The sequence below is a fragment of the Mucilaginibacter agri genome (genome assembly GCF_009928685.1).
Taxonomy (GTDB): domain Bacteria; phylum Bacteroidota; class Bacteroidia; order Sphingobacteriales; family Sphingobacteriaceae; genus Mucilaginibacter; species Mucilaginibacter agri.
On sequence record NZ_WWEO01000044.1, the window covers coordinates 765,009 to 791,402 of the forward strand.

23 protein-coding genes are annotated in these 26,394 nt (G+C 43.0%); 11 read left to right on the forward strand and 12 right to left on the reverse strand.

The window, feature by feature from the left end; translation table 11 throughout:
• Positions 1–184: 184 nt before the first annotated feature.
• Complete coding sequence (locus GSY63_RS19475) at positions 185–673, forward strand: hypothetical protein (protein WP_166587491.1); 489 nt, start codon at positions 185–187, stop codon at positions 671–673.
• 3 nt (positions 674–676) lie between these two features.
• On the opposite strand, the gene GSY63_RS19480 is transcribed toward GSY63_RS19475, so the two are convergent.
• Entirely contained in the window at positions 677–4,414 is a 3,738-nt protein-coding gene (locus GSY63_RS19480; RefSeq protein ID WP_166587492.1) for a S8 family serine peptidase, read from the reverse strand.
• A 104-nt stretch (positions 4,415–4,518) separates the two neighbouring features.
• On the opposite strand from GSY63_RS19480, the gene GSY63_RS19485 reads away from it, so the two are divergent.
• The 6 genes from GSY63_RS19485 to GSY63_RS19510 all read left to right on the forward strand — a co-directional run bounded on the left by GSY63_RS19485 (position 4,519) and on the right by GSY63_RS19510 (position 8,230).
• Positions 4,519–4,980, forward strand: a complete 462-nt coding sequence (locus GSY63_RS19485) for a hypothetical protein (protein ID WP_166587493.1) — start codon at positions 4,519–4,521, stop codon at positions 4,978–4,980.
• A 389-nt stretch (positions 4,981–5,369) separates the two neighbouring features.
• Positions 5,370–5,693, forward strand: coding sequence for a hypothetical protein (locus tag GSY63_RS19490; protein WP_166587494.1), 324 nt, complete (start codon positions 5,370–5,372; stop codon positions 5,691–5,693).
• Positions 5,694–5,713: 20 nt separating this feature from the next.
• Positions 5,714–6,289 (forward strand): REP-associated tyrosine transposase, encoded by a 576-nt coding sequence (locus tag GSY63_RS19495; RefSeq protein ID WP_243749273.1) that lies wholly within the window; start codon positions 5,714–5,716, stop codon positions 6,287–6,289.
• A gap of 183 nt (positions 6,290–6,472) precedes the next feature.
• On the forward strand, positions 6,473–6,976 hold the full coding sequence (locus GSY63_RS19500) for a hypothetical protein (RefSeq protein WP_166587495.1): 504 nt from the start codon (positions 6,473–6,475) through the stop codon (positions 6,974–6,976).
• A gap of 163 nt (positions 6,977–7,139) precedes the next feature.
• A complete protein-coding gene (locus GSY63_RS19505; RefSeq protein ID WP_166587496.1) occupies positions 7,140–7,655 on the forward strand; it encodes an energy transducer TonB in 516 nt (171 codons plus the stop codon).
• Between the two features lie 47 nt (positions 7,656–7,702).
• A complete protein-coding gene (locus tag GSY63_RS19510) occupies positions 7,703–8,230 on the forward strand; it encodes a hypothetical protein (protein ID WP_166587497.1) in 528 nt (175 codons plus the stop codon).
• A gap of 361 nt (positions 8,231–8,591) precedes the next feature.
• Here GSY63_RS19510 and GSY63_RS19515 read toward each other — a convergent pair whose 3' ends face one another.
• Together GSY63_RS19515 and GSY63_RS19520 are read right to left on the reverse strand one after the other, a co-directional pair.
• On the reverse strand, positions 8,592–9,263 hold the full coding sequence (locus GSY63_RS19515) for a DUF4136 domain-containing protein (protein ID WP_166587498.1): 672 nt from the start codon (positions 9,261–9,263) through the stop codon (positions 8,592–8,594).
• A 78-nt stretch (positions 9,264–9,341) separates the two neighbouring features.
• Positions 9,342–10,991: an NAD+ synthase gene (locus GSY63_RS19520; protein WP_166587499.1), complete on the reverse strand. Its 1,650-nt coding sequence runs from the start codon at positions 10,989–10,991 to the stop codon at positions 9,342–9,344.
• 70 nt (positions 10,992–11,061) lie between these two features.
• Here GSY63_RS19520 and gldB point away from each other — a divergent pair, with 70 nt between their 5' ends.
• Entirely contained in the window at positions 11,062–12,102 is a 1,041-nt protein-coding gene (gene gldB / locus GSY63_RS19525; RefSeq protein WP_166587500.1) for a gliding motility lipoprotein GldB, read from the forward strand.
• A 154-nt stretch (positions 12,103–12,256) separates the two neighbouring features.
• Here gldB and GSY63_RS19530 read toward each other — a convergent pair whose 3' ends face one another.
• The 9 genes from GSY63_RS19530 to GSY63_RS19570 all read right to left on the reverse strand — a co-directional run bounded on the left by GSY63_RS19530 (position 12,257) and on the right by GSY63_RS19570 (position 19,329).
• Positions 12,257–12,445, reverse strand: coding sequence for a hypothetical protein (locus GSY63_RS19530; RefSeq protein ID WP_166587501.1), 189 nt, complete (start codon positions 12,443–12,445; stop codon positions 12,257–12,259).
• 65 nt (positions 12,446–12,510) lie between these two features.
• Positions 12,511–13,371 carry a DUF4349 domain-containing protein gene (locus tag GSY63_RS19535; RefSeq protein WP_166587502.1) on the reverse strand — a complete coding sequence of 287 codons (861 nt, stop codon included), beginning with the start codon at positions 13,369–13,371 and terminating at the stop codon, positions 12,511–12,513.
• A 137-nt stretch (positions 13,372–13,508) separates the two neighbouring features.
• Positions 13,509–14,393 (reverse strand): ATP synthase F1 subunit gamma, encoded by an 885-nt coding sequence (gene atpG / locus GSY63_RS19540; protein ID WP_166587503.1) that lies wholly within the window; start codon positions 14,391–14,393, stop codon positions 13,509–13,511.
• Between the two features lie 89 nt (positions 14,394–14,482).
• Entirely contained in the window at positions 14,483–16,057 is a 1,575-nt protein-coding gene (atpA, locus tag GSY63_RS19545) for a F0F1 ATP synthase subunit alpha (protein ID WP_166587504.1), read from the reverse strand.
• 42 nt (positions 16,058–16,099) lie between these two features.
• The gene (atpH, locus tag GSY63_RS19550; protein WP_166587505.1) at positions 16,100–16,645 is read right to left on the reverse strand and encodes an ATP synthase F1 subunit delta; all 546 of its coding nucleotides are present in this window, start codon (positions 16,643–16,645) and stop codon (positions 16,100–16,102) included.
• 130 nt (positions 16,646–16,775) lie between these two features.
• Positions 16,776–17,285, reverse strand: a complete 510-nt coding sequence (gene atpF / locus GSY63_RS19555; RefSeq protein WP_166587506.1) for a F0F1 ATP synthase subunit B — start codon at positions 17,283–17,285, stop codon at positions 16,776–16,778.
• A gap of 84 nt (positions 17,286–17,369) precedes the next feature.
• Positions 17,370–17,579, reverse strand: a complete 210-nt coding sequence (atpE, locus tag GSY63_RS19560) for an ATP synthase F0 subunit C (RefSeq protein ID WP_166587507.1) — start codon at positions 17,577–17,579, stop codon at positions 17,370–17,372.
• Between the two features lie 48 nt (positions 17,580–17,627).
• The gene (atpB, locus tag GSY63_RS19565) at positions 17,628–18,689 is read right to left on the reverse strand and encodes a F0F1 ATP synthase subunit A (RefSeq protein WP_317168588.1); all 1,062 of its coding nucleotides are present in this window, start codon (positions 18,687–18,689) and stop codon (positions 17,628–17,630) included.
• A gap of 409 nt (positions 18,690–19,098) precedes the next feature.
• The gene (locus GSY63_RS19570; protein ID WP_166587509.1) at positions 19,099–19,329 is read right to left on the reverse strand and encodes an AtpZ/AtpI family protein; all 231 of its coding nucleotides are present in this window, start codon (positions 19,327–19,329) and stop codon (positions 19,099–19,101) included.
• Positions 19,330–19,398: 69 nt separating this feature from the next.
• On the opposite strand from GSY63_RS19570, the gene porW reads away from it, so the two are divergent.
• From porW to uvrC, 3 genes are all read left to right on the forward strand, one after another.
• Positions 19,399–22,152, forward strand: coding sequence for a type IX secretion system periplasmic lipoprotein PorW/SprE (porW, locus tag GSY63_RS19575; RefSeq protein WP_166587510.1), 2,754 nt, complete (start codon positions 19,399–19,401; stop codon positions 22,150–22,152).
• Positions 22,153–22,158: 6 nt separating this feature from the next.
• Positions 22,159–24,405, forward strand: coding sequence for a penicillin-binding protein 1A (locus GSY63_RS19580; RefSeq protein WP_166587511.1), 2,247 nt, complete (start codon positions 22,159–22,161; stop codon positions 24,403–24,405).
• 171 nt (positions 24,406–24,576) lie between these two features.
• Complete coding sequence (gene uvrC, locus GSY63_RS19585; RefSeq protein WP_166587512.1) at positions 24,577–26,385, forward strand: excinuclease ABC subunit UvrC; 1,809 nt, start codon at positions 24,577–24,579, stop codon at positions 26,383–26,385.
• Positions 26,386–26,394 lie beyond the last annotated feature (9 nt).

Here is a 26,394-nt window from a genome sequence, read left to right on the forward strand (position 1 = left end):
GCAAAAATTAAGATCACTAAATAAATACTTTATTTTTAATATCTGACACACAGCCATCGAAATAAAATTTTCTTCACTTTTATTGTCAGAGAATCAAAAGCATAGCCCTCTTTGGTAACATTTTTGAGACAAGCCGGGTCATAAAAATCAATAAACGGCGTTTAGTTGTAATAAATCGTACACTATGAAAAAGACCATCTACTTTATTATTGTAATAACAGCATTTGTAATAACGGGTAAACAAGCACAGGCACAAGTAAGCTACCGATCGGCCGTGGGACTAAAATTTGGGGGATATGAGATCGGTCCGTCCATTAAATATTTCTTCGATAACGACCAGGCGATTGAAGGGATTTTAGGCTTTCGCAAAGGTGGTGCAGTGGTAACGGGACTATACGAAAAGCATGTACCTATTTTTAATGTTGATAAGCTAAACTTCTACTATGGCGGCGGCTTCCACATTGGTGGCATAGATAAAGGCACTTATAACGACGGCCGCGATTACTACGATAACAGGCGCATCCTAATTGGCCTAGATGGTGTTATCGGTGTAGAATATACCATACCGCAAACTCCCATAAGCCTCAGCGTAGACCTCGATCCGCGTATCGAATTTGCAACCGGATCTACCTTCGACCTGGCACCGGCCCTTGGCATTAAATATTCTTTCTAGGCGTTAGCGCACTATAATTACTTTCTTGGCATAAAGTTTATCGGCAAGGATAATGCGTAGCACATAAGTGCCCGGTGGCAGCCCGTTGACATTGAGTGCCGTACTGAAATTGCCTTCCGTTACGGTGCGCTTATCGGTATACATTACCTGGCCAAGGCTATTGATGAAAGACATGCTGAGGTCGCCACCTGTTTTGGCCACGAACAACACATTAAGCGTGCTTGACGCCGGCACCGGGAAAATGGTAAGTCCGATGTCGGTACTATTATCCGGGTGAAGTGCAGTTTGGGCAAATGCAAAATTATCAGACAATGCCGTGCAAGTACCGCTAACGGCAACACTCACCTGGTAGTTGCCACTTTCTGTTGCTTTAAAGGTTTGTTCGGTGGCACCAGTAATTAATGTGCCATTATAATACCATTGATTACCTGTAGCATAATTCGAGCTCAACACATTTACATTTTGGGTAATGAGTGGTTTGGTTAAAGTAACCGCCATACGGCTGGCAGATGAACAGCCGTAACTACGGATATGCATATCGTACAAATAATAATAATAACTTGTTGAATTTGGCGTAGCTGTGTTACCTGTTATGCTGAAGATACCACCAATGGTAAATGGATAACCGGTAACCCCTGCGTTACTTCTGAAGATGGTAGCATCGTCATCATAACTTATATTGATGGTATATGCTCCTGCCGATGGAAAGATCAAATTAAGTGGATAAACTGCGCCTTGGTCTGCGGCATCATCAGCAGCGTTGCCAGCAGTTGGCGGTACGGCCACGCTACGCGTAAGTGCTGCGTTAATGGTAGTGGTAGAAACTATTTGCCCCGATGCATCGGCCACCGTAAATGTTATTTTACCGGCATTGCCTATATACAAACGGGCGCTTTCCAGCACCATAGGCGCCTGCGTAGTTACGTTAATGGCCGGCGTATATTGGTTGTATCCGCCACCTGTAAATGCAGCTTTTGTTGTTGGGCCAACCGTGCCGCTAAAGTCATTAATGCCCGCATAATACGTATTGTCAATTGGCGCCGTGTTGGTTGATGCAGGTGAACCCGCGGCAATGGGGATAACATCATTAAGGTGTGAGTACCACAAAAGCGTGCCATCCGACGCTGTGCCCGAAAGCTGATAGCTATTGGTATTGTTACAATAATAGGCCGACAAATTTGACGCCACCGGCACAGAGCCAATAACCAGCGATGTTGTTGTTTGATCATTAGCAACAACCAGATCGTTTGGTAATTTGGTGGCACCAGTGATGGTATAAGTTACACCCGCTAAAGTGGTATATGTATTGGTAAAGGTATAGTCTGCTTGCGAGCCCGGGGTGATAGAACCGGTAAAAGTTTCGTTAAAAGTAGTTACGGTATTATCCGGCGCGGTAACGGTTAACGTTACAGGTATGGTGCTTAGCGTTTGCGTGCCGAAGTTTCTGATAGTTATCACCAATTTAGTTGGCCCTGCGCATGCGCCCGAAGCTGTGCTGCTATTTACCGCCACAACACCTGCATCAAGCGCTGGCTGCACAAATTGTACCCGGTAATCTTCGGTCTCGCCTTTAGCATAAGTTCCGCAAGCGGTAACAGCAGCAGGATCAGATGTTTCGGTTAGTACTACACGCAAACGAGTATAATTACCAATGGTAACTCCTGTTGGTACCGTAACGCTGGCATTAAATACCCCGGTTGCATTGATCACGCCGGAAGTAGCAACCACTTCACCACTGTCGTCAAAATCGCCGTCGGCGTTCCAGTCAATAAAAACCTTAGCTATTTTATTAAAGTTACTGCCGCATGTGCCCAGCGTTAGGCTTAACGGATAAGTTTTACCCGGTTCTAATTGCACGGTGTATGTCCCGCTATAATCGGCATAAGTAGTGCAACCCGCAACCGGAGTATTCGTCACATTAGATAACGTAAACTTATTAATTCTCGAATCGGCACTGGAAGCGGGGGCAGAAGTACAATAAGCCGCGCCCCCCACACCAGTCACAATTAACGAATAAGCCTGGCTGCCCGATTGTAGCGTATTTTTATGACTGATGGTAATAGTATATTGTTTACCCGGTACAACGTTAGCAATATAAACCTGCTCTATATTATCACGAATATTATCTCCAGTTGTTGCCGCTACAGCAGGTTGATCGGGGTTTAGTACCCAAGGCATAAAGGTCGTAGTGCCATCGCTTATGCGAATATCTAAATCGTTCACCAGTTTAGGGGTACGGCTATTCAGGGTGCCATCGGCGGTGGCCGCAGCGGCAGGATCAGTCCAGGAGATAGAAGCCATCAGCACACCATCGCCCGAGGCAACTACCGGGATGGTTTTGGTTTGCCCTTGCGTCAACACATCTTCAATAACCAAACTTTTGGTGCCGTTGTCGGTAATCGCTTGCGCTGCTTTTGCCATATCTAACAGGCCCCAACCGTAAATATAGTCTGGGCCGATATTTCCACTATCAAAAGCCGTGTGACAAGCCAGGCCTTTTAAAGTAGCCGAATGCATAAACTTGCCTCCATTTTGCTTGGCATAATATTCTTGCAACAAGAGAAGCGAACCTGTAACATTGGGCGCAGCCATAGATGTGCCCGACAAAATAACATAGCTATTATTACTGCTGCTGCCGGTCGACAATACGTTAACTCCCATGCCGCAGATATCCGGCTTAACGCGGCCATCATCGGTAGGCCCCCACGAACTGAAGGTTGCTATTGACACATCACTACGGGTACTTGGGCCAAACGGCAACGCATTTACGGCACCTACGGTCATGATATTTTTAGAGTTGGCATAATCCGGAATAATGTCATAGCTATCATTGCTGCTAATACCGGCGGGCCTCGCTCCTTTATCTACAAAAGTAGGATCAGTCCTGCTGCGCTCTCCCCAGTAATCGTCGCCAACTGCAGGGCCATTATAAATTCTATTATTACCCGCCGACTCCACAATTAGGTAGTAGGGTGCATTGTAAGCTATATTATCCCAGTCATGTGCCTGCGTACCATAAAACCCGAATTGGTAATCTTCGGTATCACCTGGCTTGCCATACCAGTTCCAACGGGTGCCATCGTAGTCCCAACCGGCAACTGTGCCATAGGAATGATTGGAAAGCAACAGGCTCGATGCTGCTGCAGTCATATCGGCCACGTCATTATCAAAAGTGTAAGAGTTAAGCGTGTTAGCTCCAAAAGACATGCCTTTTGCGGGCGCGTATACGCCTTTAGCTATCATAGTGCCTGCAACGTGGGTGCTATGCTCCAATACAGAGGCACCCGTAGTCTTAATGGTAATAGTTTTACCGGCAAATTCCTGGTGGGAGGTTAGTACCGCTCCGCCATCAAATATCGCAAGCTTACCATTTAAAAAAGTGCTCGATCCGCTAAGACCTAAGTTGAGGCTGCCGCCCGGTTGTACCAGATTGGTACGGGTAGTTGCCGCAGATGTAGTATTATTATCTGTTTTAACAAACACAGGGAAGCCTGCATCGGTGATCCTATGCAATCGCATTATGCCGCCATCTTTGCGAATGCTACTAAGATTCCAGTTATATTTTAGGGCCAACGTAGGAAATTGCTTGCGCTGCGCTTCGTAGATTTGATTAAGTTGCTGCGCCGACGCATTGAGTTCTGCCTTTTTTGCCTCGCTCACCAAAGGTTGCTGGGCTTGTGCGCGGCTAAACAGCAGGCACGAAACAAAAGAAAGGGCTATTGCGAAACGGCTTTTATTCATGGTCAGTATTAGGCAGCAAGGTATCGTATCGGGCCTGCAAACCAGGTTTATATACGATGATTAAATTTATTTTGTTAAAGGTATATTATTACACGAAAAATAAAATGAATTTAGCACAAGCCATGAAAATTTTTCTCTCCATATGTACGGTCGTTTTAATGGCCTGCCATAGTTTAAAACCAACTCAAATGCAGCAGGGTATATCGGGTTATGTTTACCGGCAGAGCGGCAATCAAATGCCTGGCCCTAACCGCGCGCCGCAAAAACCACAAGGTTTAAAATGCGATTTGTACATCTATCAACCTACAAAACTTAACCGGGCCACCGGAAGCACCACAATATTTACGACGGTTAGCTCTAAACTGGTTTTAGTAGTGCATACCGATAGTACAGGCCATTATAAAGCTAACTTACCAACCGGAAGATATTCGGTGTTTATAAGTACCGATAAACACGAGTTTTTTGCCGATGAAAGCGATGGAGAAGGTATTTTAAACCCCATCGAAGTTTTGGAAGGGAAAGTTACCGAACGAAATTGGGTGTACAGAAAAGGCGCCGCTTATTAGGCGATTTTACGCGGCCATTTGGTGCATGGTGCATTGCACCACATGCACCACTGTGTTCCTACTTAAAAGTCATTTTTTGGATTTTAACCAATACATCTGTCTAAGAACTAATATTTTACAAAAACAATCATTTGTCTAAAAAAGTGATTGTGTTCCACCTTTAATTACTTTTAAGTCTTTTTTGGTGACAAAATGTTGCCAGCGGCTATGTGGGATAGTTTACTAGAGGGGCATTTTGCAAGCTCTTCTTCATAAGCATTAGTACTCAACCCCCATCCTGCCGTTGGATACTTGCCACCAACTATAAGTTAAATTTGAAGAAATTGTATATTATTGTAAAAAAGCACTAGCCACCTTTACCTGTTCAACCAAAAATATCACCCCGTAACATGTTTTTAGGTTATAACGGATGCCGGATTACAATAGAAGATGATTTGATCAGATGCAGTTATGGCAGCCCTTACAATACCAGACGTTGGCAAATAACGTTAACCGATACCGAAATTTGCTTTACTTCTGAAGGGAAAAAGAAACGCGTTTTTAAAATCGACGAAATTAAAGAATTTCAGTTTGAGATGGGCAATGGAGCTATCGGAAGGAGTTATAAAGATATTCCTGCAGCTTTTGTGTACATAATATTAAACCCCCCAACCTGGCGCAAGTATGCAGCGTTAGGAAGCGGGCTGAGTACTTGTGCCTTTACGATAAACTGACCTAAACTGTATATCTAATAATGAGTACCAAATATAAATTTCATAAACAAGACGGTCTGTACTTTATAAGTTTTGCAGTTGTTGGCTGGATAGATCTATTTATACGAAATGAGTATAAACAAATATTACTGGATAGCTGGCAATATTGCCAAAAGCAGAAGGGCTTACAGATTTATGGCTGGGTTATCATGACCAGCCATGTGCACATGATTATCGGTACAGAAAAAGATGATATGCAAAATATTGTAAGAGATATGAAAAGGCATACATCGATGGCCTTGAGGAATGCGATCAGTACTCATCCACAAGAAAGCAGGCGCGAATGGATATTAAAAATGATGCAGGAAGCAGGACAGCTTAATAGCAATAATGTAGGGTTTCAACTTTGGCGACAGGATAATCATCCTATTGAATTGTATACCGCCGATATGATGCATCAGAAATTAGATTACATTCATAATAATCCCGTGACAGCTGGTTTTGTAGAAAATGCAGAACATTATTTATTTAGCAGCGCCCGTGATTATTATAATTTACCATCACTTTTACCGGGAGTAATAAAGATTAATCCCCATTGTTGCGAGCTAATTCGATAAAGGCGGTTAATGCTATATAGGCACAAGTACACTACCACACAGACCTTCGCTGCATACTTGCGCCAGGTTGGAGACACGCGTGCGCTAACACCAGGGTTGGCTATCGCACATGACTGTCCTAAATCGCAGGGTCCTCTGTCGAGAGACCCTGCGGAAACTAAAAAAAATCCCTAATTTATATATATGATCAACAAACTAATTCTTTGTCTTGCATTTTTACTAATGGGCTGCAATGATAAGCCAAAAATCAGGACCGGCGTCATAATATTCGAACATATAGGTATAAGGCTTCATATCTATAACCCGCTTTATATTAGTACTGCTCCGGTAAAGATCCATTTGAGTAATGACCAAATAAAGGAGTTAACGGATATACGTCGCAATAGCAAAACCGCCATAGATCAACTGGAAGAGAAGTACATTAACGCAAAATTTGATAGAGCGGTAACGGATACGATAACTTTTTCCTACCTATACAAGTTCATTGATGATAATTCTCAGTTTTACACAAATTCGGCACATAAAAATAATGACCCAAGCGCCGACAGTTATAGTTTAAATGTTAATGGTAAACATTACTCAATATATTATGGATGCAAAAAAGAATTTTTTTATAAACTTGAATCTTACTTAAAGGAAAAAAGAGTAGACAGCAAGGTTGTAGAGGCAATTTCGTTTTTGAAGTAGGTGATATGTCCCCTGGGCTAGCGCACGCGTGCCGCGTGTGAAATGGCCGCAAAACTGTATAAAATTAAACATTGTTACTTGAGAGCTGGCACACGCGGCACGCGTGCGCCAGCTCTCAGGGAACACTTATGGTTAAAACATCATTCATAGGCCAATAATGATTATGAAAATACTATTTACAGCAATATTAGCTTTTGTATTAAGCTTTTCTCTACAATTTGTTAGTGCGCAATCATGTTCGAGGATAGAAGCTCACCTTGTTCAAAATGATACGATTGGTCGGTATCTTGCAAAAACGTTTAGTCGGATAAGACAAGGTAAGAACACCAATTTCTGTATATCATCAACAGTTTTTGCCCAATTTAAAATTAGTGCAGATGGCAAAATTGTCGAGGTTAATTACGTGGAGTACGACAAACGTTACCCGGTTTTTAAAGAGATTTTAGCTGAGCTGATTGCGTCGACACAGGGACTATGGATTCCAACTACCGAAAATGGAAAACCGGTAGAAAGTAAGATGTTTGTTTTTCCACTTATTTTCGAAATGGGGGCCGGATGCAAAATTAGTCCCAATAATGAATCTAACGAAGCTTTTATGGAGCTTTTTACCAACGGGAAAACCGTAGCACCAATAGATTGCGTGTTACTTCCACCATATCGTATGTTTGCAGCACAATAACCTGGTGCCTAACCTGGCCGGCCGGCACACATTGTAATTAATCACACATGAATAAGCTTTTCCTAATCCTGGTTTTCATTATTCTAACTTTTTCAGTTCAACTCACAATAGCCCAATCCGGGCAACGGGTTGAAGCACATTTAGTGGAAAATGATACGTTAGCAAAATACATTTCAAAAACATTTACCCGTGTAACAAAACAAAAGTCGACTGATCTTTGCGTTTCATCTACAGTCTTCGCCCAATTTATAATTAATGCTAAAGGAGATATTACAAATGTTGAATTTATAGAGTATGATAAACGTTATCCTGTATTTAAAGAAATACTTTCGGAATTAATAACTGCAACGAAAGGATTGTGGGTTCCTGCAAAGGAAAATGGATTATCCGTAGAAAGTAAGAAATTCATTTTGCCATTGATTTTTGAAATGGAAGCAGGATGCCCGGTTGGTAGTCGACACCCTTTTAATCAATCGAATCAAGCATTTATCAATCTTTTTTCTCAAAAAGGAGTAAAAGCCCAAATTGATTGCGTATTGTTAGCTCCCTATTATATGACTTCATCAGTAGATTAAGTATCTATAGGGTAATTTCAGCCTGTGGTTGGTGTTGTCACCAACCACATTTTTTTTAGAAAATTCCAGTGCTGGCGTACGCGTGCCGCGTGTGAAATGGCTCAAATACAGATTTGATCGCACAGCGAATTCACGAGCGCTCGGACTGACGATTCATAGTATCTACACCCATTCCTAATGAAAAACGAATTAGGCGTTACTATGAGTCACAACTCTGTAGGTGGGGCTTCGAGTTCCTCAGCCTGACAAAGCTTCATAACCCACCATGAAGCGCGATTTAAGGCACAGCGATAATTATAAACAACAAAGCCCGTGACGAATAATCATCACGGGCTTTGCTTACGAACCGCAAAGTTCTTTATTACATACTTACCGGCAGTTGTTTAAATATACCTTCAACCACTTTTGGTAATTCGTCTATTGTTTTTTGAGGCTTACGGTGCAATTCGCCTACGCCGAAACCGCGCCACACAATTTGCCTGGTTTTACGATCAATAAGGTCGATGATGATCGTTCCTTCTTTATAATTTTCAGGTACTGCGTAAGTTGGGCCATAGCCCCAGCCTCCGTAGCCCCAGGGACCATAACCACCCCAGCCGTATCCAAAACCAAGGCCCCAGCCCCAGCCGCCTCCCCAACCCCAGTAAGGGCGGTAAAAGCCGCCACCGTAATAAAACGGATAAGCGTTATAAAAATCCAAACGGGTACCACGGCCAACTGACGATGTGTAATGCACCAGTAGATCGGGCTCCTCTTCCTGCACTTTTAAGCCTTTGCCTTGTAAATTAAATATGGTAGCCTGCTTAATAGCCTGCGAAGCGCTTTGGTTATTGTAATAAGCGTTACCAGCATACGCCTTACCGTTTCTAGACGGTTTCGGGTTGCTTTGGGCAGGATCTTGTACCCAGGCAAACGACTTGTACTGCGTTGTGTTTAGCTTGGTTGTACCGGCTTTGTAATAATTATAACTCGAGCATGCTGAAATAAGCACCACGCTGAGCAGTATCAGCGTTGCATTGACTACCCTTTTCATAAGTTTATTTGAATGTACTTTATTAGACTAATACGTTTACAAAGGTTTAATTGCAACATGAATATTTTGTGAGTTTTTTTAAGAAAGATATTTACCCACAAGCGGCATCCTGCGACCCATACCAAACGCTTTTGGCGATACCCTTAGTATTGGCGGGGTCTGGTATCTTTTATGCTCGGAGATATTAACCAAACGAAGCACTTTACGTACCAGCGTTTCGTCGTATCCCATTTTAATAATTTCGGTTGATGAGCAGCGGTGCTCTATATATTCCTTCAATATTTTATCCAGCACATCATAATCAGGCAGCGAATCACTGTCTTTTTGATCTGGCCTTAACTCTGCCGAAGGCGGTTTAACGATTGTATTTTCCGGGATGATCTCGCGCTCGCGGTTAATGTATCGCGCCAGCTCAAACACCTGCGATTTATAAACATCGCCCAGTATCGAAATACCACCGCACATATCGCCATACAAGGTACCGTAACCCACAGCAGCTTCGCTTTTATTCGATGTATTCAACAGGATGTAGCCAAACTTATTACTCATAGCCATCAGCAATACCGCACGGCTGCGCGCCTGGATGTTTTCTTCGGCAATGTTAAATGGCAAGCCGCTAAATTGCGGCGACAAAGCCGTTTCAAAAGCCTGTGTGATATCTTTTATAGCAATCAGTTCTGATTTACAGCCCAGGTTATCTACAAGGTCCTGCGCGTCTTTAACAGAGTGATCTGTAGAGAAGCGCGATGGCAGCAATACCGCCATTACATTCTCGGGGCCTAATGCTTCGGCAGCCAAAGCACATACCACGGCAGAATCAATGCCACCTGATAAACCCAATATTGCCTTACTGAAACCAGATTTAGTGAAATAGTCTTTTATGCCCAGTTTAATACCCTGATAAATCTGCTCGATATTACTTTGCCGTTTTTCCATCAGTGTAACCGGTTGGTTGGGCGTAATAGAAGAATCATCGTTAAGGGTATAATAGGCTATCTTCTCTTCAAAGTAAGGCATCTCATCTACCACATTACCGGCCTTATCAAACACCAACGAGCCTCCATCGAAAAGCAATTCGGTATGGGCGCCAATAGTGTTTACATAGAAAAGCGGCAAATCGTATCGGATTGCATTATCTTTTAAGATCTGGATACGTTCTTCATCGTGCATGTAAGAAAACGGCGAAGCGGCAATGTTGATCATCACGTCCGGCTTTTCTTCAATCAGTTTATCCATTGGGCGCACTACGTACAAAGGATTTTCGAAGGTATTCCAAAGGTCTTCGCAAATGGTTAATGCTATACGGTGCCCTTTAAAGTCAATGCAGCTAAACTCGGTTTCGGGTTCAAAGTAACGGTACTCGTCAAACACGTCGTAATTAGGCAAAAGCGCCTTATTTACCACTGCCCTAACCTTGCCGTTCTCAATAAAGTAAGCCGAATTGCTTAGTTCTTTTCCTTGAGGTTTATTATTGTACGTAGGGATGCCGATTATGCAGGCGATATCTGTGCAGGCGGCAGCCACTTTCTGAGCCGCATCTTCGCACAGGCCTATAAATTCTCTAAACTCCAGAAAGTCGCGCGACGGATATCCACAGATGCAAAGTTCGGTAAATACGATCAGGTCGGCGGCCTGAGTTTTTGCCTCATTTACAGCATCGATAATTTTAGCAGTATTGGCTTCAAAGTTTCCGATATGATAATTAAGCTGGGCAAGTGCGATCTTCATGTTTGCAGATTGAGTGACATTGCGCTATAATTCGACGCAAAAAGCATTAATTTTGTTGAAAGGCTAAAATATGATTTCTACCCCTGTCAAAACAACACAAATTTACTTAATTTTTATCACGTTAATCCTATTCAGTGCCTGCGGAAGGCACGGAAATGTGGATGTAAGTAACATACCGGTTAATGTAACGATTCACCGTTTCGACCACGATTTGGACAAGATGCGTAACCCGCCGATGGAGCCACAAGCCATAGCACTGCAAAAAAAGTATGGTTTGTTTTATCAAGACTATATGGAACGCATTTTACAGGCCGGTAGTATTAAAGACACCGCTTACCTGGGCACCCTGAAAAAAGTTTTTACCACCAAAGCATATAACGATCTTAAACACGAGGTAGATTCTATTTACCCCAACCTAGATAAACAAAACGAAGAGCTGACCGATGCTTTTCGCCGCATAAAATTTTATTTCCCGAAGAAAGAGCTGCCTAAGATATACGCCTACTTCTCCGGCTTTCAGGCGCAAACTTCATTGGGTAATGGGTACTTCGCTATTGGGTTAGATCTTTTCCTGGGGGCTAACTCCAAATTCTACCCCGCGCTGATTGATAATTTTCCGCATTACATTTCCCGATACTTTACCCCGGCCAACATTGCGCCTCGTGTTGTTGAAGGGATCTTACGCGAAGATATGTTCCCCGAAAAGGCCGGCGACAAGTCGGTTTTGCAAAAGATGATATACAACGGCAAAATTATGTATGCTATGGATTTGATTTTACCTGCCGTTGGGGATACCACAAAAATCAGATACACTACCGCTCAGCTAAAATGGGCGGCAGATTTTCAGCCGCAGATATGGGGTTACTTCCTGGAAGAAAACCTCCTCTACGATACCGACGTGTTAAAAGACCAGCAATACTTTAACGATGCCCCGTTTACCGTTGGCCTGGGCGAAAAGAACGAGTCGGCCCCTAAGCTTGGTGTTTGGGTGGGCTGGCAGATAGTCCGCCAGTACATGGATAAGCATCCCGATGTTACCCTGCAACAGCTAATGGTTATGGACGATGCACAGAAAATCTTAAATGATTCGAAGTATAGGCCGAAGAATTAGAAGCAAGAATCGAGAATCAGGAATCAAGATGTTTTTCGGGTTAAGGCCTCACCCAATTCTCTACTGTGGAGAGGATTGGGTGAGGCTAAAAGCCACAAAAAAGCCCCGATGCATAACATCAGGGCTTTTATATTTTAATCGGATTTGACTCCGGTTATTTCAAAATTGCAAATACGCCTTTAAGCGCAACGATTACGCCAATAACCAAAAGCACGTTAGATATCCAAGACCAATAAGGTGCTTCGCCTGCAAAACGCAGAAAGATACCTGCAAAGCCTACGGCTACAGCAGCTGTTAAAACCATATAGTGACGTGGATCGTTTGCGTTTTCTGTTGAATTCATGATACCTATTATTTTTATGGCACAAAAATAAAAATGTTTACCGAAAATGGTAATACTATTTGCGTTTAAATGTTATTTAGAATCGGTTTGGCATGTTTGCGTTTGTAATAGCGGAAGCCGAACCAACCTAATGCCGCAATTAATAGCAATACCCATAGATTGGCGAGCGTTACCATCAGATCCCCAAATATCAAAACACCATTTTGCAAGGCGGTACCAATACGGTTTAGGTACGAAATCTGATAAGCAGCAGGATCGTCGTTTGCTATGATTTCTTTGTTAATATAGTTGCTCTGAAAACAGTGCAGATCAATGATACTATATTTTACAGCATCATTTATCCGGAGGTTATTCACCTGCTGATCCACCATATCATCCTTTAGGTCTAACACTGCGGACGGGCTTTTAACAACTACTTTTCCTTTCTTTTGCTGTGCAATAAACTGGTTACGGTTTTGCAGCTTTAGCTGGTCAGCAAGGTAATCGAAGCTTTTATCTTCAATATCCATTTTTCGCTCGGTTACATATAGGCTTAAGTGGCTTACCTCATTCATAAATTCCTCAAGCTTCACCGATGGTATTTTAACCGTCAGATCGGCCGCAGTGCGTATTGACGATACGCGCATCATAGAATCGTTGCTTAAATGAAAATCTTTGGTTTGCTCAACATCCGAGCGGACATTATGATGCATTACCATGCCCCCGTACTTTGTTGTAAGCGCACTTATAGTTTCACTAGCTCGATCAACATTTTTTACTTTAAAATTTATAGATCCCGTTTTAACCAGTTTAACTCCCGAAGAAGAATCGGCTCTCAGCGAAACTGTGTCGGCATTATTTAGGGCTTTATACTCTGATGTTCCTTTGCAGGCGGCTAAGAAAACTATACCGGCAAGCAGCATAGTGTGTAAAGTTTTAGTTTTCATGATTGTAGGTTTTGTATTTAATACGGCCTGCAATCATAAAGTAACCCACTGCTATATCTTCGTTACAAATGCCCGTAAAGCAACAAAGCCGTCCCGAAAAATCGGGACGGCTTCGTTAATAAAATTGTTTAAGGCTGTTATCCGTTAGACAATGCTGCAGCACCACTTACGATCTCGGTAAGCTCGGTAGTGATAGCGGCCTGGCGTGCCTGGTTGTATGATAGCTTCAGGCTGCGTAAAAGCTCACCGGCGTTGTCGGTTGCTTTGTCCATTGCTGTCATACGGGCGCCGTGTTCAGATGCGTTAGAATCAAGCACTGCACGGTATAACTGTATCTTAATATTTTTAGGGATCAGCTGCGCTACGATCTCTTCTTGCGAAGGCTCCAGGATATAATCAACCTGTGCTGCTTTAACCTCAGCCTTAGTTTCTGTTTTAGGCACCGGCAACAACTGCTCGGCAACTAAAAACTGCAGGGCTGCGTTTTTAAAGTGGTTATAAACCAACTCAACACGGTCATATTTGCCATCAAGGAAACCTTGCATAATGCTATCAGTAATTTTAGAAACTTCAACAAAGTTAAGGTTGCTGAAAATTTCGTTGTTGTTACCAATTACATTATAGCCACGGCGCTGGTAAAACTCTTGTCCTTTTTTACCGATTGCCACAATAGATACCTTACCGGCTTTTAACTGCTCCGGGTATTTCTCAGCAATAAGGTTATTAGCTGTTTTTATCGCGTTAGCGTTAAAAGCGCCTGCCAACCCGCGGTTAGAGGTAACAACCACTACCAGTACACGAACCGGTTCGCGCTCCTGCAAAAATGGAGATGATCCATCCTCCAGGCTTGCCGAAAGGTTAGACAGCATTTCCTGCAGCTCGGTAGCGTACGGGCGTAACTGCAATATAGCATTGGTTGCACGCTTTAACTTAGCAGCCGAAACCATTTTCATGGCCTTGGTAATCTGCTGCGTTGAGTTTACAGATGCAATACGATTTCTTACTTCCTTTAAATTAGCCATCTATTTTTGAGTATCAAGTATCGAGTATCAAGTATCGAGATTTTGCAATCCGGCTACTTGATACTTGATACTAATTACTTGCTACTTAATTAATATTTACCTGTCAGCTCTTTAGCTACAGCTTCCAGTACACCTGTAATCTGGTCATCAAACTTACCTGCTTTAAGGGCAGCTAAAGTTTCTGGATGGCGCAGTTGCAACTGGCTGGTAAACTCAATTTCAAACTCTCTAACCTTGTTTACCGGCACAGCACGCATTAAGTTTTTAGTACCTAAGTAAATAATAGCAACCTGTTTTTCAACAGATACCGGTGAGAATTGAGCTTGTTTTAACATTTCAACGTTACGGGCACCTTTATCAAGTACCAGTTTTGTTGAAGCATCAAGGTCAGAACCGAATTTAGAGAATGCCTCTAACTCACGGTATTGAGCCTGATCCAGTTTTAAAGTACCGGCAACTTTTTTCATTGATTTGATCTGCGCGTTACCACCCACACGTGATACCGAGATACCTACGTTGATAGCCGGACGAACACCTGCGTTAAACAAGTTAGACTCCAGGAAGATCTGACCGTCAGTAATCGAAATTACGTTGGTTGGGATGTATGCAGATACGTCACCAGCCTGGGTTTCGATAATTGGTAATGCAGTTAATGAACCACCGCCTTTAACCAAGTGACGGATTGACTCCGGCAAATCGTTCATCGCTTTAGCGATATCGTCGTTGGCGTTGATTTTTGCAGCACGCTCTAATAAACGGCTGTGCAGGTAAAACACGTCACCCGGGTAAGCCTCACGGCCCGGTGGACGACGTAGTAATAACGATACCTCGCGGTAAGCAACTGCCTGTTTAGAAAGATCATCATAAACGATCAATGCAGGGCGGCCTGTATCACGGAAGTACTCACCTACAGCAGCACCGGCAAACGGAGCAAAGAACTGCATTGCTGCAGGGTCTGACGCGTTTGAAGCTACTACGATAGTGTATGCCATAGCACCTTTTTCTTCTAACGTACGAACGATGTTCGCAACGGTTGAAGCTTTTTGGCCACAGGCAACATATATACAAATTACCGGCTGACCGGCATCATAAAATTCTTTTTGGTTGATGATGGTATCGATACAAACCGCAGTTTTACCAATCTGGCGGTCGCCGATTACCAACTCACGCTGGCCACGGCCGATAGGGATCATCGCGTCGATAGCTTTGATACCGGTTTGCAGAGGCTCAGTTACCGGCTGACGATAGATTACACCTGGTGCTTTACGCTCCAAAGGCATCTCGTAAGTTTCGCCTTTAATTGGTCCTTTACCGTCGATAGGCTCACCTAAGGTATTTACCACACGGCCCAACATGCCTTCACCTGCACGCAGGGAAGCAATTTTATTGGTACGTTTAATGGTATCGCCTTCTTTTACACCTTCAGACTGACCTAACAATACCACACCCACGTTATCCTCTTCAAGGTTCAGTACGATGCCTTGCAGGCCGTTGTCAAACTCAACCAGCTCGCCTGATTGTACTTGCGTTAATCCATAAACGCGTGCAATACCGTCACCCACCTGGAGTACAGTACCCACTTCTTCTAATTCAGTTTCTGACTTGAAGCCCGACAATTGCTGGCGCAATATGGCTGATACTTCGTCTGGTCTAACCTCTGCCATTGTATTTTATCTGTTTTAGCGTTTGCTTTTCTATTTACTTAATTAAACTACCGGTTGGCCGAAATCTTTCTTCAATTTCGTTAAGCTGCTTGCTACACTTGTGTCAACTTGCTTGTCGCCTACGGTTAATATAAACCCGCCAATTAATGCCGCATTAACCTTTTCGGTCAACACAACTTCGCCAGCGGCTATTTTATTCACTTCTGCAATAACCTGTTTGCGGTTATCTGCCGATAGTGGGGCTGCTGATACCACCGTAGCCCTTACGATATGTTCAAATACATCATACTGGTTCACAAACTCTTGTGCTGTTGGATATAAAAGTTCCGCACGGCCTTTGCTTACTACCAGTTTAAAAAATGCAAGTGTAATCTTGTTAACCTTACCGCCAAAAATACCTTCCAATACACTGGTCTTTTTATCCTGCGGAATAATTGGGTTACGCAATACGGCTCCCAGCTGTGAATTAGCTTTAACGGCTTGCTCAAACAAACTCATATCTGCCCTTACAGCATCCAGCAAGTTTTGCTCTTTGGCTAAGTCGATCAGTGATTTGGCGTACCTGTTTGCAACTGTTATTTCAGACATATTTTTTTTATTTCGGATTTCGGATTTTGGATTGCTGATTTACTTAAATCACTTAATCTTATCACCTACGCCCTAATGGAATCTTCCGCCCAATTTCAAAATCTGAAATCGAACATCCGAAATCCGATATCTAATTCACTTTAACTTCTTTTAACAGGTCGGCAACAAGTTGGTCCTGCTCTCTTTGGTTTTCAAATTGCTTACGCAACAATTTCTCGGCAATATCGATAGAAAGGTTAGCTACCTGATTTTTAACATCGGCAATAGCAATCGCTTTCTGGCTGTTAATTTCAATAGTTGCTTTCTCTATCATGCGGGCGCCTTCGGCATGTGCAGCTTCTTTAGCTTCAGCAATAATCTGATCTTTCATGTGGCGTGCTTCCTTTAAAATAAGGTCGCGCTCTGCACGGGCTTGTTTTAACAAACTTTCGTTTTCGTTTGTTAAGCGGGCCATCTCTTCTTTAGCTGCTTCGGCTTTTAAAAGTGCATCTTCGATAGAACGTTCTCTTTCGTTAATAGCACTCATAATTGGTTTCCAGGCAAATTTGCCCAGTAATATCACCAAAATCAAAAAGGCAACTGCAGACCAAACTACAAAACCCAAATGATCATTCAATAAACCGTCAAATAACTCTTCCATTACTTATATAAAATCTTTGTATTAACTTTTAATAAAGCAAAGCCGGTCGCCAAACGCTATCCGGCCTTGCCTTGTAAGCGGCAATTATTTGTTGCCTAATAATGCTACTACCACACCGAATAAAGCAACACCTTCTACAAGGGCTGCAGCGATGATCATGGCAGTTTGGATTTTTGAAGAAGCTTCAGGCTGACGAGCAATACCTTCCATTGCTTTACCACCAATCTGACCGATACCGATACCTGCACCGATAACCGCTAAACCTGCACCTAATGCAGCAATACTTCCAGTCATGTTTGTTAAATTTTAAAAGTTAAATATAGTGTATAATTATTTACGATATTAATGATGATGCTCCTCTACTGCAGTACCGATAAACAGTGCAGTAAGCATCGTGAAAATAAACGCTTGCAGAAACGCAACCAGTAACTCCAGCACATCCATAAATACTACGAACGGAACCGATACAACCGATGTCCAAAGTGATTTGAAGATGAATATCAGTGATATTAAACTCAACACGATGATGTGGCCAGCAGAGATGTTAGCATACAAACGGATCATTAAAGCGAAAGGCTTTGAAATAACACCGATCAACTCAACCGGAATCATGATCGGGTATAACCAAAGTGGTACATCTGGCATAAAAATGTGTTTCCAGTAATATTTATTAGCGCTGAAGTTAACAATAAGCATTACCACAAATGATAGCATAAATGTTAACATGATATTACCTGTAACGTTAGCGCCACCCGGGAAAATAGGAATAAGGCCCAACAGGTTATTCATCCAGATAAAGAAGAAGATGGTTAACAGTATAGGCATATACTTTTGGTAGCGGTAGCCAATGTTAGGGCGGGCAATCTCATCGCGCACAAACAAAATAATTGGCTCTATGAAAGACTGTAAGCCTTTTGGTGCTTTACCCGTACGTTTTTTATAACCGCCGGCAACCGCAAAGAATATAACCAATAACAGGATACCCGCTATCCACAAGGCAACCACGTTTTTGGTGATCGAAAAATCATAGATATGGTGCGAAGCTTCTTTATCTACCGCACCGTTGGCATCAACAACACGGATCTTATCTTCTACCAGTTTATAGGTATGATATTTACCCTGGTAAGCCGCTTCGCCATGGTGAAATTCAGCAGCGGAAAATGTTTCTAAACCACCATCAGTAAAAATAATTACCGGCAACGGGAAAGACAGCTCGCCACCTACATGCCAGTAGTGCGAATCGCCAATATGTTCTAATATGGCAGTTGTGGGATTAAATACCTCTTCTTTGGCATTTTTTTCCTTTACAGTTTCATTTTCGCTCTGTATAGCGAAACTTTTACATGCGAACAAACTCAGAAAAACGCTTAAAACAACGCTTAAAGTAAGTTTTTTTGAGTTCAAAATGTGGCTAAAATCCATTTATGCGGAGATTTTTACTTTTTATTTTGGACGCGCAAGTTACTTAATAGCAAATATATTTCAAAGGCCGTATTCAAGAAATATAGATAAAAAAAGCTAAGTATAAATCGCGAGGTATTTATTGGGATATATCGTACATATATTATAGCAAAACTCATACATGCCAATAGCTTCACAGTGGTACCTATTAAAAACAATTGCACGCCCGATTTATCGCTGATCTGCTGTCCAACTACCACAATTGCACACACTGAAAATGTAACGATAAAATAAAACAGGTATATATACCAAAAATTTGGTGAAAGCCATGTTGGGCCATAAGTATAACCCACAACCAGCGGTGGTATAGCAATAACCAAAGAAAACACGAGAAAATAAATAATTAAGCGGCTCAATCTTTAAGCGATTTAATAACGAGGTACAAAGATATAAAAACCCCGATGAGTGACAGCATGGCCGTTACCCAGGGTGTAGCATGTTGTGCGTGCTTATCAATCTCATACCCAACAAATGTGAAAACGCCTATTATCGCAAACATCTGGAAAGCGATACTACTGTATTTAATATAATTATTAACCGGTTTTCCGCTATTATCGCCGGGCTTTTGTTCATTATTGGCCATGTACAAATTTATTGATCCTGTTTAATAGTATTTAGTAAATTAGCGTGGCTATTTATAAACACATATAACTTGAAGTACTATTGGGCTATTAATACATATATAAAACATCTTTTAAGGTTTTTGTTGTTGATTGGTTTGCTGGCCGGCTGCTCGCTCGAAAAAAAGAGCGCGGTTAACCGTGGCCTGCAAAACCTAACTGCACATTACAACATCCTGTTTAATGCCAATGATTTGCTGCGGCAAAAACAGGAGATCTACGCCGCGTCGTATATAGATAACTACAGCCAGATACTACGCGTTTACCAGGACACCATAGCCCACAGCGGGGTTGATAAAGACCTCGATGCCGTAATCGGCAAAGCCAACAATATTATTAATCTTAAAGAGCAAAGCCACTATATAGGCGATGCTTATCTGCTTTTAACCAAAGCCAACTATTTGTACGGAAGCTATTTTGTGGCCGATGAGTTTGGCAGTTATGTAGTCCGGAATTATTCTGACAGGCCATTGTTATCTGCCGAAGCGCGCAACTGGCGGGTGCGCACCTTACTTAATTTGCACCAACTCCCCCTGGCGAAAGCAGTATCAGATACCGGCCTAAGTGTTTTATTTTATGCTAAGAAGAAAGTGGACGCGGCCAATACATATGCTGCGCGCCTGCAATATGATATTGATGCCGGAGATTATAAAGAGGGCGAAGAAATGGCCAAAAATGCCATTAAAGCCGTTAGCGACAGCAAGCTTAAACGCAGGCTGATATTTATACTGGCACAATTGCAAGAGCAAAACCATAAATCTGCTGATGCTTACGCCAGCTATAGTAAAATTGTAAAAAGCAACGCGGTTTTTGAGATGGCTTTTAATGCAGAGCTTAACCGCATTAGGATTGAGGATACGCAGAACAACGTCCATATTACCCGCCAGGAAAGGTTGAGACGCTTATTACGAAACGAGAATAATAAAGAGTTTATTGATCAGATCTATTATCAGATAGCAGAACTGTATGCCGCCGACGGTAAAATAGAAGATGCCATTAAGAACTATCGCCTGTCTATAAACCACAGCACCAAAAATCAAAACCAAAAAGGCCTCGACTACCTTCGTCTCGCCGATATTAGTTTTACCAAGAAAGGCGATTACACCGCAGCAAAAAATCTTTACGATAGTACGCTCTTAAATCTTTCGCCTACCTATCCAGGCTATCGTACTATTCAGCTAAAGGCCAACAATCTGCAAATATTGGGAGAACAGTTGCGCATTATTGCCCGTGAAGATACCCTGCAGCAACTGGCCCAACTAAACGAAAAAGACCGCGCTGCCCGTTTGGATGAGCTGGCGAAAATACATGTTACTGAAGTTAAAGCTGCGGCCGCCGCTGCAACTACCTCGGCATTTACCGATGCCAATGCACCAACAAGCAGCGTAGCAACCGCGACTACACCCGGCGCCAATACATTTTACTTTTATAACGTAAACTCGCTGAGCCAGGGTTTTAATGATTTTAAACGCCGCTGGGGTAACCGTAAACTGGAGGATAACTGGCGCCGCAGTGCCCGCGCAAACAGCGACATTACTAACAACACGCAGAATATTACCAACCAGGTTGATCCAAGTGTATTGCCTAAGAAAGATCAAAAATCTAACGACGATATTATCGCGGCCACCTATAAGCAAATGATAGTGCAGGATCTGCCCCTTACCCCTCAAAACATCGCAGCCTCTAATGCACGTGTTTATACGGCCTATTTTAACATAGCCAACTTTTATCGTGATGTGCTGCAAGACCACAAAGAAGCTATTACTACATATGAGACGTTGTTAAAACGCTTTCCCGATGGTACCGAGAAGCCCGCTATTTATTACAACCTGTACCGTTTGTACAGCGACATCGATCAGGCCAAATCCGACTACTATAAAGATCTGTTGCTGAAAAACTATGCTGAAACACCTTTCGCCAAGGTTATCCTCGATCCGGATTATGGCCGTAAAATGAATGATAAGGATGCCGAGTTTAATGCCCTGTATAATCAGGTATATGATCTGTACGCGCATAAACAATATACCGACGTAATTGACCGCACCAATCAATTACTGCAGCAATTTCCAGGCAATAAACTGGCCGCACAGCTAGCTTACTTAAAGGCTATGGCAGCTGGTCACCAGGAAAAGTTGCTGCCTTTCCGTATGGACTTGTATAACATCCTCAACGATTACCCTAACGATCCGCTGATTGTACCGTTAATTAACGAGCACCTCACCTATATCGATGCCAATCAGGCCGAACTGGCCTCGCGCCCGGTTGTATTGGTTGATAACGATCTATACGATTCACCATTTGCACAGTCGTTAGTGATTACCAAAACGCCGGTTGTGGTGCAAGCTCCTCCTGCGGCTGCCAAGCAACCTGCAGCAAATCAGCCTGCAAAGGTTACAGCTGTAACTAAACCTGCCAACATGATATTCTCTATGCGCGATAGCAGCCGTTATTATTTTGTGATTAATGTAAATGCAGCTACAACTAATTTATCGTCTTCGCGTTTTGGTATCGGGCAGTTTAACCGGGCTAACTATCCACCAGAGGCCGGCATCAAACATCAGTTAAAATATGCAGGTACGGATAATCAGCTTATCTTTGTGGGCGTTTTCCCGAGTCTGGCTAGTGCAAAAGATTATGCACGGGCCATTATCCCGCTAATGCCACAAATTATGAAGGTGCCTGCGGATAAATACAGCTTCTTTATAGCTACACAAGAAAACCTCGACAAGCTGGAAGACAAAAAGATGTTAGACAGCTACATCGACTTTTATCAAAAGAACTATTAAAAACAAATGATTATAAAACTTACCGACCAGGAAATTAAACGTTACAACCGGAGATTATGGGGTATTGTAATAGGTGGTTTCAGCTTTATTGTGCTGTTGCTGCTTTGTGTTAATTTCGGCTTATTCGGTGCACTACCATCTTTCCGCGACTTAGAAAATCCCAAAAGCAACCTGGCATCAGAAATCATGTCGGAAGATAAACGTGTGCTGGGTAAATATTTTGTACAAAACCGCTCTAACGTTAGCTTTAAACAAATATCACCCAACGTAATCAACGCCCTAGTTGCTACGGAGGATAACCGTTTTTACAGCCACTCGGGGATCGATTTTGGCCGTACGTTCAGCATTGTGCTTTATAACATGGTGGGCCATAAACAAGGTGGTAGTACTATCACCCAGCAATTGGCCAAAAACCTGTTCAACGGAGCACAGGGCGCCCACAACCCTATCAAGCGTATTATCCAGAAACTACAGGAGTGGATTATCGCTGTACGTATAGAGCGCAACTACACCAAAGAAGAGATCATCACCATGTACCTTAATACGGTAGATTTTGGTGCATATAATACTTTCGGCATCAGTTCGGCTGCGGCTACCTACTTTAATACTACCCCGGCAAACTTAACACCCGACCAGGCTGCGTTGCTGGTGCGTATGGTAAATGCACCTACGTTGTATAACCCGATCCGTCACCCGGATAATGCCACTACGGGCCGTAACTTCGTGTTATACCGTATGTCGCAGGAAAACTATATTACAGACGGCCAGTACGAGGAGTTTAAACAACGTCCGTTAGGTATCAAATTCCACCCTACAGATCATACCGAAGGCCTGGCGACTTATTTCCGCTCGGTATTAAAGAAAGACGTGCAGCGCATTCTGGAAGAAAAATCTATTGTTAAAACCGATGGCAGCCAATATGACCTGGATCGCGACGGCTTAAAAATATACACCACGCTTAACTACGACATGCAACAGTATGCCGAAGAAGCACAGCATAAGTACATGCGCGAACTGCAGGCTCAGTTTAACGATCACTGGCATGGCTACAATCTGCGTAAATCTATCCAGAATTACGACTTGTTGATTAAGCAAGGCATGCAGCGCTCGGACCGTTACCGCATGCTGAAACAGGAGGGTAAAACGGATGAAGAGATCATGGAGGATTTTAACACTCCTGCCCCTATGAACATATTTACCTGGCGAGGCGATAGAGACACTACCATGAAACCGATAGACTCTATCGTATACAGCAAGCTTACCTTGCGTAATGCCATGATGAGTATGGACCCAACAACCGGCTATATTAAGGCCTGGGTTGGCGGTATCGATTTTAAACATTACAAATACGATCAGGTGAAAACCGGCGCAAGGCAGGTGGGTTCTACAGCCAAACCCTTTACCTATGCAGTAGCCATTGCAAACGGATTCTCACCATGTATGCAGGTTAATAACGTGCCGGATACGATCCGTATTCCGGGGAGCCCGCCGTGGTGCCCAAATTCTGAACCAAGCTCAACAATACCGGGTATGATTACCTTGCGTAAGGCATTAGCAAATTCACAAAACTGGGTTACTGCTCACGTTATGAAAGAAGTTACGGCACAACCTGTTGCCACTCTGATAAAAAAGATGGGGATCACTACTGAAGTGCCGGCCTACCCTTCTATCTGTCTGGGTGTTTTCGATGCTTCTGTTTTTGACATGACAGGCGCTTACTCGGTATTTGCTAACCACGGTATCTGGACGGAGCCCACTTACCTGGTGCGTATAGAAGATAAAAACGGCAACGTACTTTACGATAATAAACCACGTGTTGTACAAGCAATGGAAGATCAGTATGCCTACGTAATGACTTACATGTTAAAGGGCGTTATACAAGAAGGTACTGGCCAACGTTTGCAATGGAAATATGGCTTAACTAATCCCATAGGTGGTAAAACAGGTACTACCCAGGCAAACTCCGATGGCTGGTTCATCGGTATAACACCACAACTGGTTACGGGTGTTTGGACAGGTTGCGAAGACCGGGATATTCACTTCCGCAGTACACGTTTAGGTGAGGGAGCTAACACTGCATTGCCGATATTTGCCTTATATATGAAACAGGTATATGCCAACCCGACCTTAGGTATTAAAAAGAATGTAGATTTCGCTCCACCTAAAAATGGGTTGACCACTGTACTTGACTGCGGCCAATACAACCAGCAGCAACAAGGTACAGACGAGGTTGATAAGAAATTAGGGTTTTAACCCCCCTAGCCCCCTAAAGGGGGAGCTTTTGATTAGCATAATAGTTTAACTATACTAATCAAAAGCCGGGCAAATTATTTATTATAAAAACTATGCAATTCCTCTTTTGCTTATAAGGCAAAGAGGATTTGTACTTTTCCTCCCCCTTCAGGGGGTCGGGGGGCGTGACTTATGTTTGATTACCGAGAAGAGTTAAAGAAGATACCACATAAGCCCGGTGTATATCAATACTGGGACAGCGAGAACGAGCTGATCTATATTGGCAAGGCTAAAGATCTGCGCAATCGCGTAACGTCTTATTTTGTTAAAGATCTTAATGTAAATGCCAAGACGCGAGTGCTGGTATCTAAAATCCGCAAGATAACCTTTACCATAGTTGATACCGAGGTAGATGCCTGGCTGCTGGAAAACAGCATGATCAAAAAGCATCAGCCGCGATACAACGTAATGCTGAAGGATGATAAAACTTATCCCTGGATCATCATCAAAAACGAGCCCTTCCCCCGCATCTACTGGACACGCAGAATTGTGAAGGATGGCTCTAAATATCTAGGGCCCTATGCCTCGGTGAGTATGATGCATACCATACTCGGGCTTATTAAAGAGACCTATCCGCTTCGTACCTGCAACCTTAACCTTACTAAAGAGAATATCGACGCGGGCAAGTTTAAGGTTTGTTTAGAGTACCAGTTAGGTAATTGCAAAGGCCCTTGCCAGAATTACCAGACGCTTGAGGACTACGAACATAACATTGGCGAAATCACCGACATTTTGAACGGTAAAACGGGTGCTGTAATTCGCAACCTGAAAGCAGATATGGATAACGCCGCCATGAACCTCGATTTTGAGCTGGCGCACAAGCTGAAGTATAAGTTTGACCTGCTGGATAAATATCAGCATAAATCAACCGTTGTAAATTCGTCCATTACAGAGGTTGACGTTTTCAGCATCGCTTCAGAAGAGAAATATGCCTTTGTAAACTACCTTAAGGTAATGAACGGCACCATTATCCAAACGCAAACCATCGAACTTAAAAAACGACTGGATGAAAGTGACGAGGAGCTGCTAACACTAGCTATATCCGAATTCAGAACCCGTTATAACAGTACGTCTAAGGAGATCATTGTCCCTTTTGATATTGATCTGGACGACGATAAGCTGAAGTTCACGGTGCCCAAGCTGGGAGAGAAGAAAAAACTGCTCGACCTATCGGCCAAGAACGTAACGTTCTTTAAAACCGAAAAAATAGACCAATACGAAAGGCTAAACCCCGATGTGCGCACCGAACGTTTGCTCACCCAAATGATGAAGGATTTGCGCATGAACCAGCTGCCAAAACACATTGAGTGTTTTGATAACTCTAACTTTCAGGGTAAATATCCGGTATCGGCTATCGTGGTTTTCAGGGATGGCAAGCCATCAAAAAAGGACTACCGATTCTTCAATGTTAAAACAGTAGAGGGTCCTAACGATTTTGCCACTATGGAAGAAGCCGTTCACCGCCGCTACAGGCGCATGTTAGATGAAGGTGGTGACTTACCTCAGCTCATCATTATTGATGGTGGTAAAGGGCAGCTTTCGTCGGCATTAAAGAGCTTGAAACTATTGGGCATTGATAAGCAGATGACGGTTATCGGCATTGCCAAAAGGCTCGAAGAGCTCTACTACCCCGGCGACCAATACCCGCTGTATCTGGATAAAAAATCGGAGACCTTAAAGGTGATCCAACAACTACGCGATGAGGCGCACCGTTTCGGTATTACTGCTCACCGCAAAAAACGCGATAAGAGCACGCTTGCAACCGAACTGGAACTTATAGATGGCATCGGCAAAACATCAGCCGAGAAGCTGCTTAAATACTTTAAATCGGTTAAAAAAATCCGAGAAGCTACTGTTACCGAACTACAGGAAGTAGTCAACCTAAAACAGGCCAAAGCCATAACCGAATATTTCGGCCAAAAAAATACCCCGGTAAGCTAAGCTTCCGGG

Coding starts and splice junctions, on each gene's coding strand:
- GSY63_RS19475 (WP_166587491.1), top strand. CDS start 185: ATGAAAAAGACCATCTACTTTATTATTGTAATAACAGCATTTGTAATA.
- GSY63_RS19480 (WP_166587492.1), bottom strand. CDS start 4,414: ATGAATAAAAGCCGTTTCGCAATAGCCCTTTCTTTTGTTTCGTGCCTG.
- GSY63_RS19485 (WP_166587493.1), top strand. CDS start 4,519: ATGAATTTAGCACAAGCCATGAAAATTTTTCTCTCCATATGTACGGTC.
- GSY63_RS19490 (WP_166587494.1), top strand. CDS start 5,370: ATGTTTTTAGGTTATAACGGATGCCGGATTACAATAGAAGATGATTTG.
- GSY63_RS19495 (WP_243749273.1), top strand. CDS start 5,714: ATGAGTACCAAATATAAATTTCATAAACAAGACGGTCTGTACTTTATA.
- GSY63_RS19500 (WP_166587495.1), top strand. CDS start 6,473: ATGATCAACAAACTAATTCTTTGTCTTGCATTTTTACTAATGGGCTGC.
- GSY63_RS19505 (WP_166587496.1), top strand. CDS start 7,140: ATGAAAATACTATTTACAGCAATATTAGCTTTTGTATTAAGCTTTTCT.
- GSY63_RS19510 (WP_166587497.1), top strand. CDS start 7,703: ATGAATAAGCTTTTCCTAATCCTGGTTTTCATTATTCTAACTTTTTCA.
- GSY63_RS19515 (WP_166587498.1), bottom strand. CDS start 9,263: ATGAAAAGGGTAGTCAATGCAACGCTGATACTGCTCAGCGTGGTGCTT.
- GSY63_RS19520 (WP_166587499.1), bottom strand. CDS start 10,991: ATGAAGATCGCACTTGCCCAGCTTAATTATCATATCGGAAACTTTGAA.
- gldB (WP_166587500.1), top strand. CDS start 11,062: ATGATTTCTACCCCTGTCAAAACAACACAAATTTACTTAATTTTTATC.
- GSY63_RS19530 (WP_166587501.1), bottom strand. CDS start 12,445: ATGAATTCAACAGAAAACGCAAACGATCCACGTCACTATATGGTTTTA.
- GSY63_RS19535 (WP_166587502.1), bottom strand. CDS start 13,371: ATGAAAACTAAAACTTTACACACTATGCTGCTTGCCGGTATAGTTTTC.
- atpG (WP_166587503.1), bottom strand. CDS start 14,393: ATGGCTAATTTAAAGGAAGTAAGAAATCGTATTGCATCTGTAAACTCA.
- atpA (WP_166587504.1), bottom strand. CDS start 16,057: ATGGCAGAGGTTAGACCAGACGAAGTATCAGCCATATTGCGCCAGCAA.
- atpH (WP_166587505.1), bottom strand. CDS start 16,645: ATGTCTGAAATAACAGTTGCAAACAGGTACGCCAAATCACTGATCGAC.
- atpF (WP_166587506.1), bottom strand. CDS start 17,285: ATGGAAGAGTTATTTGACGGTTTATTGAATGATCATTTGGGTTTTGTA.
- atpE (WP_166587507.1), bottom strand. CDS start 17,579: ATGACTGGAAGTATTGCTGCATTAGGTGCAGGTTTAGCGGTTATCGGT.
- GSY63_RS19570 (WP_166587509.1), bottom strand. CDS start 19,329: ATGGCCAATAATGAACAAAAGCCCGGCGATAATAGCGGAAAACCGGTT.
- GSY63_RS19580 (WP_166587511.1), top strand. CDS start 22,159: ATGATTATAAAACTTACCGACCAGGAAATTAAACGTTACAACCGGAGA.
- uvrC (WP_166587512.1), top strand. CDS start 24,577: ATGTTTGATTACCGAGAAGAGTTAAAGAAGATACCACATAAGCCCGGT.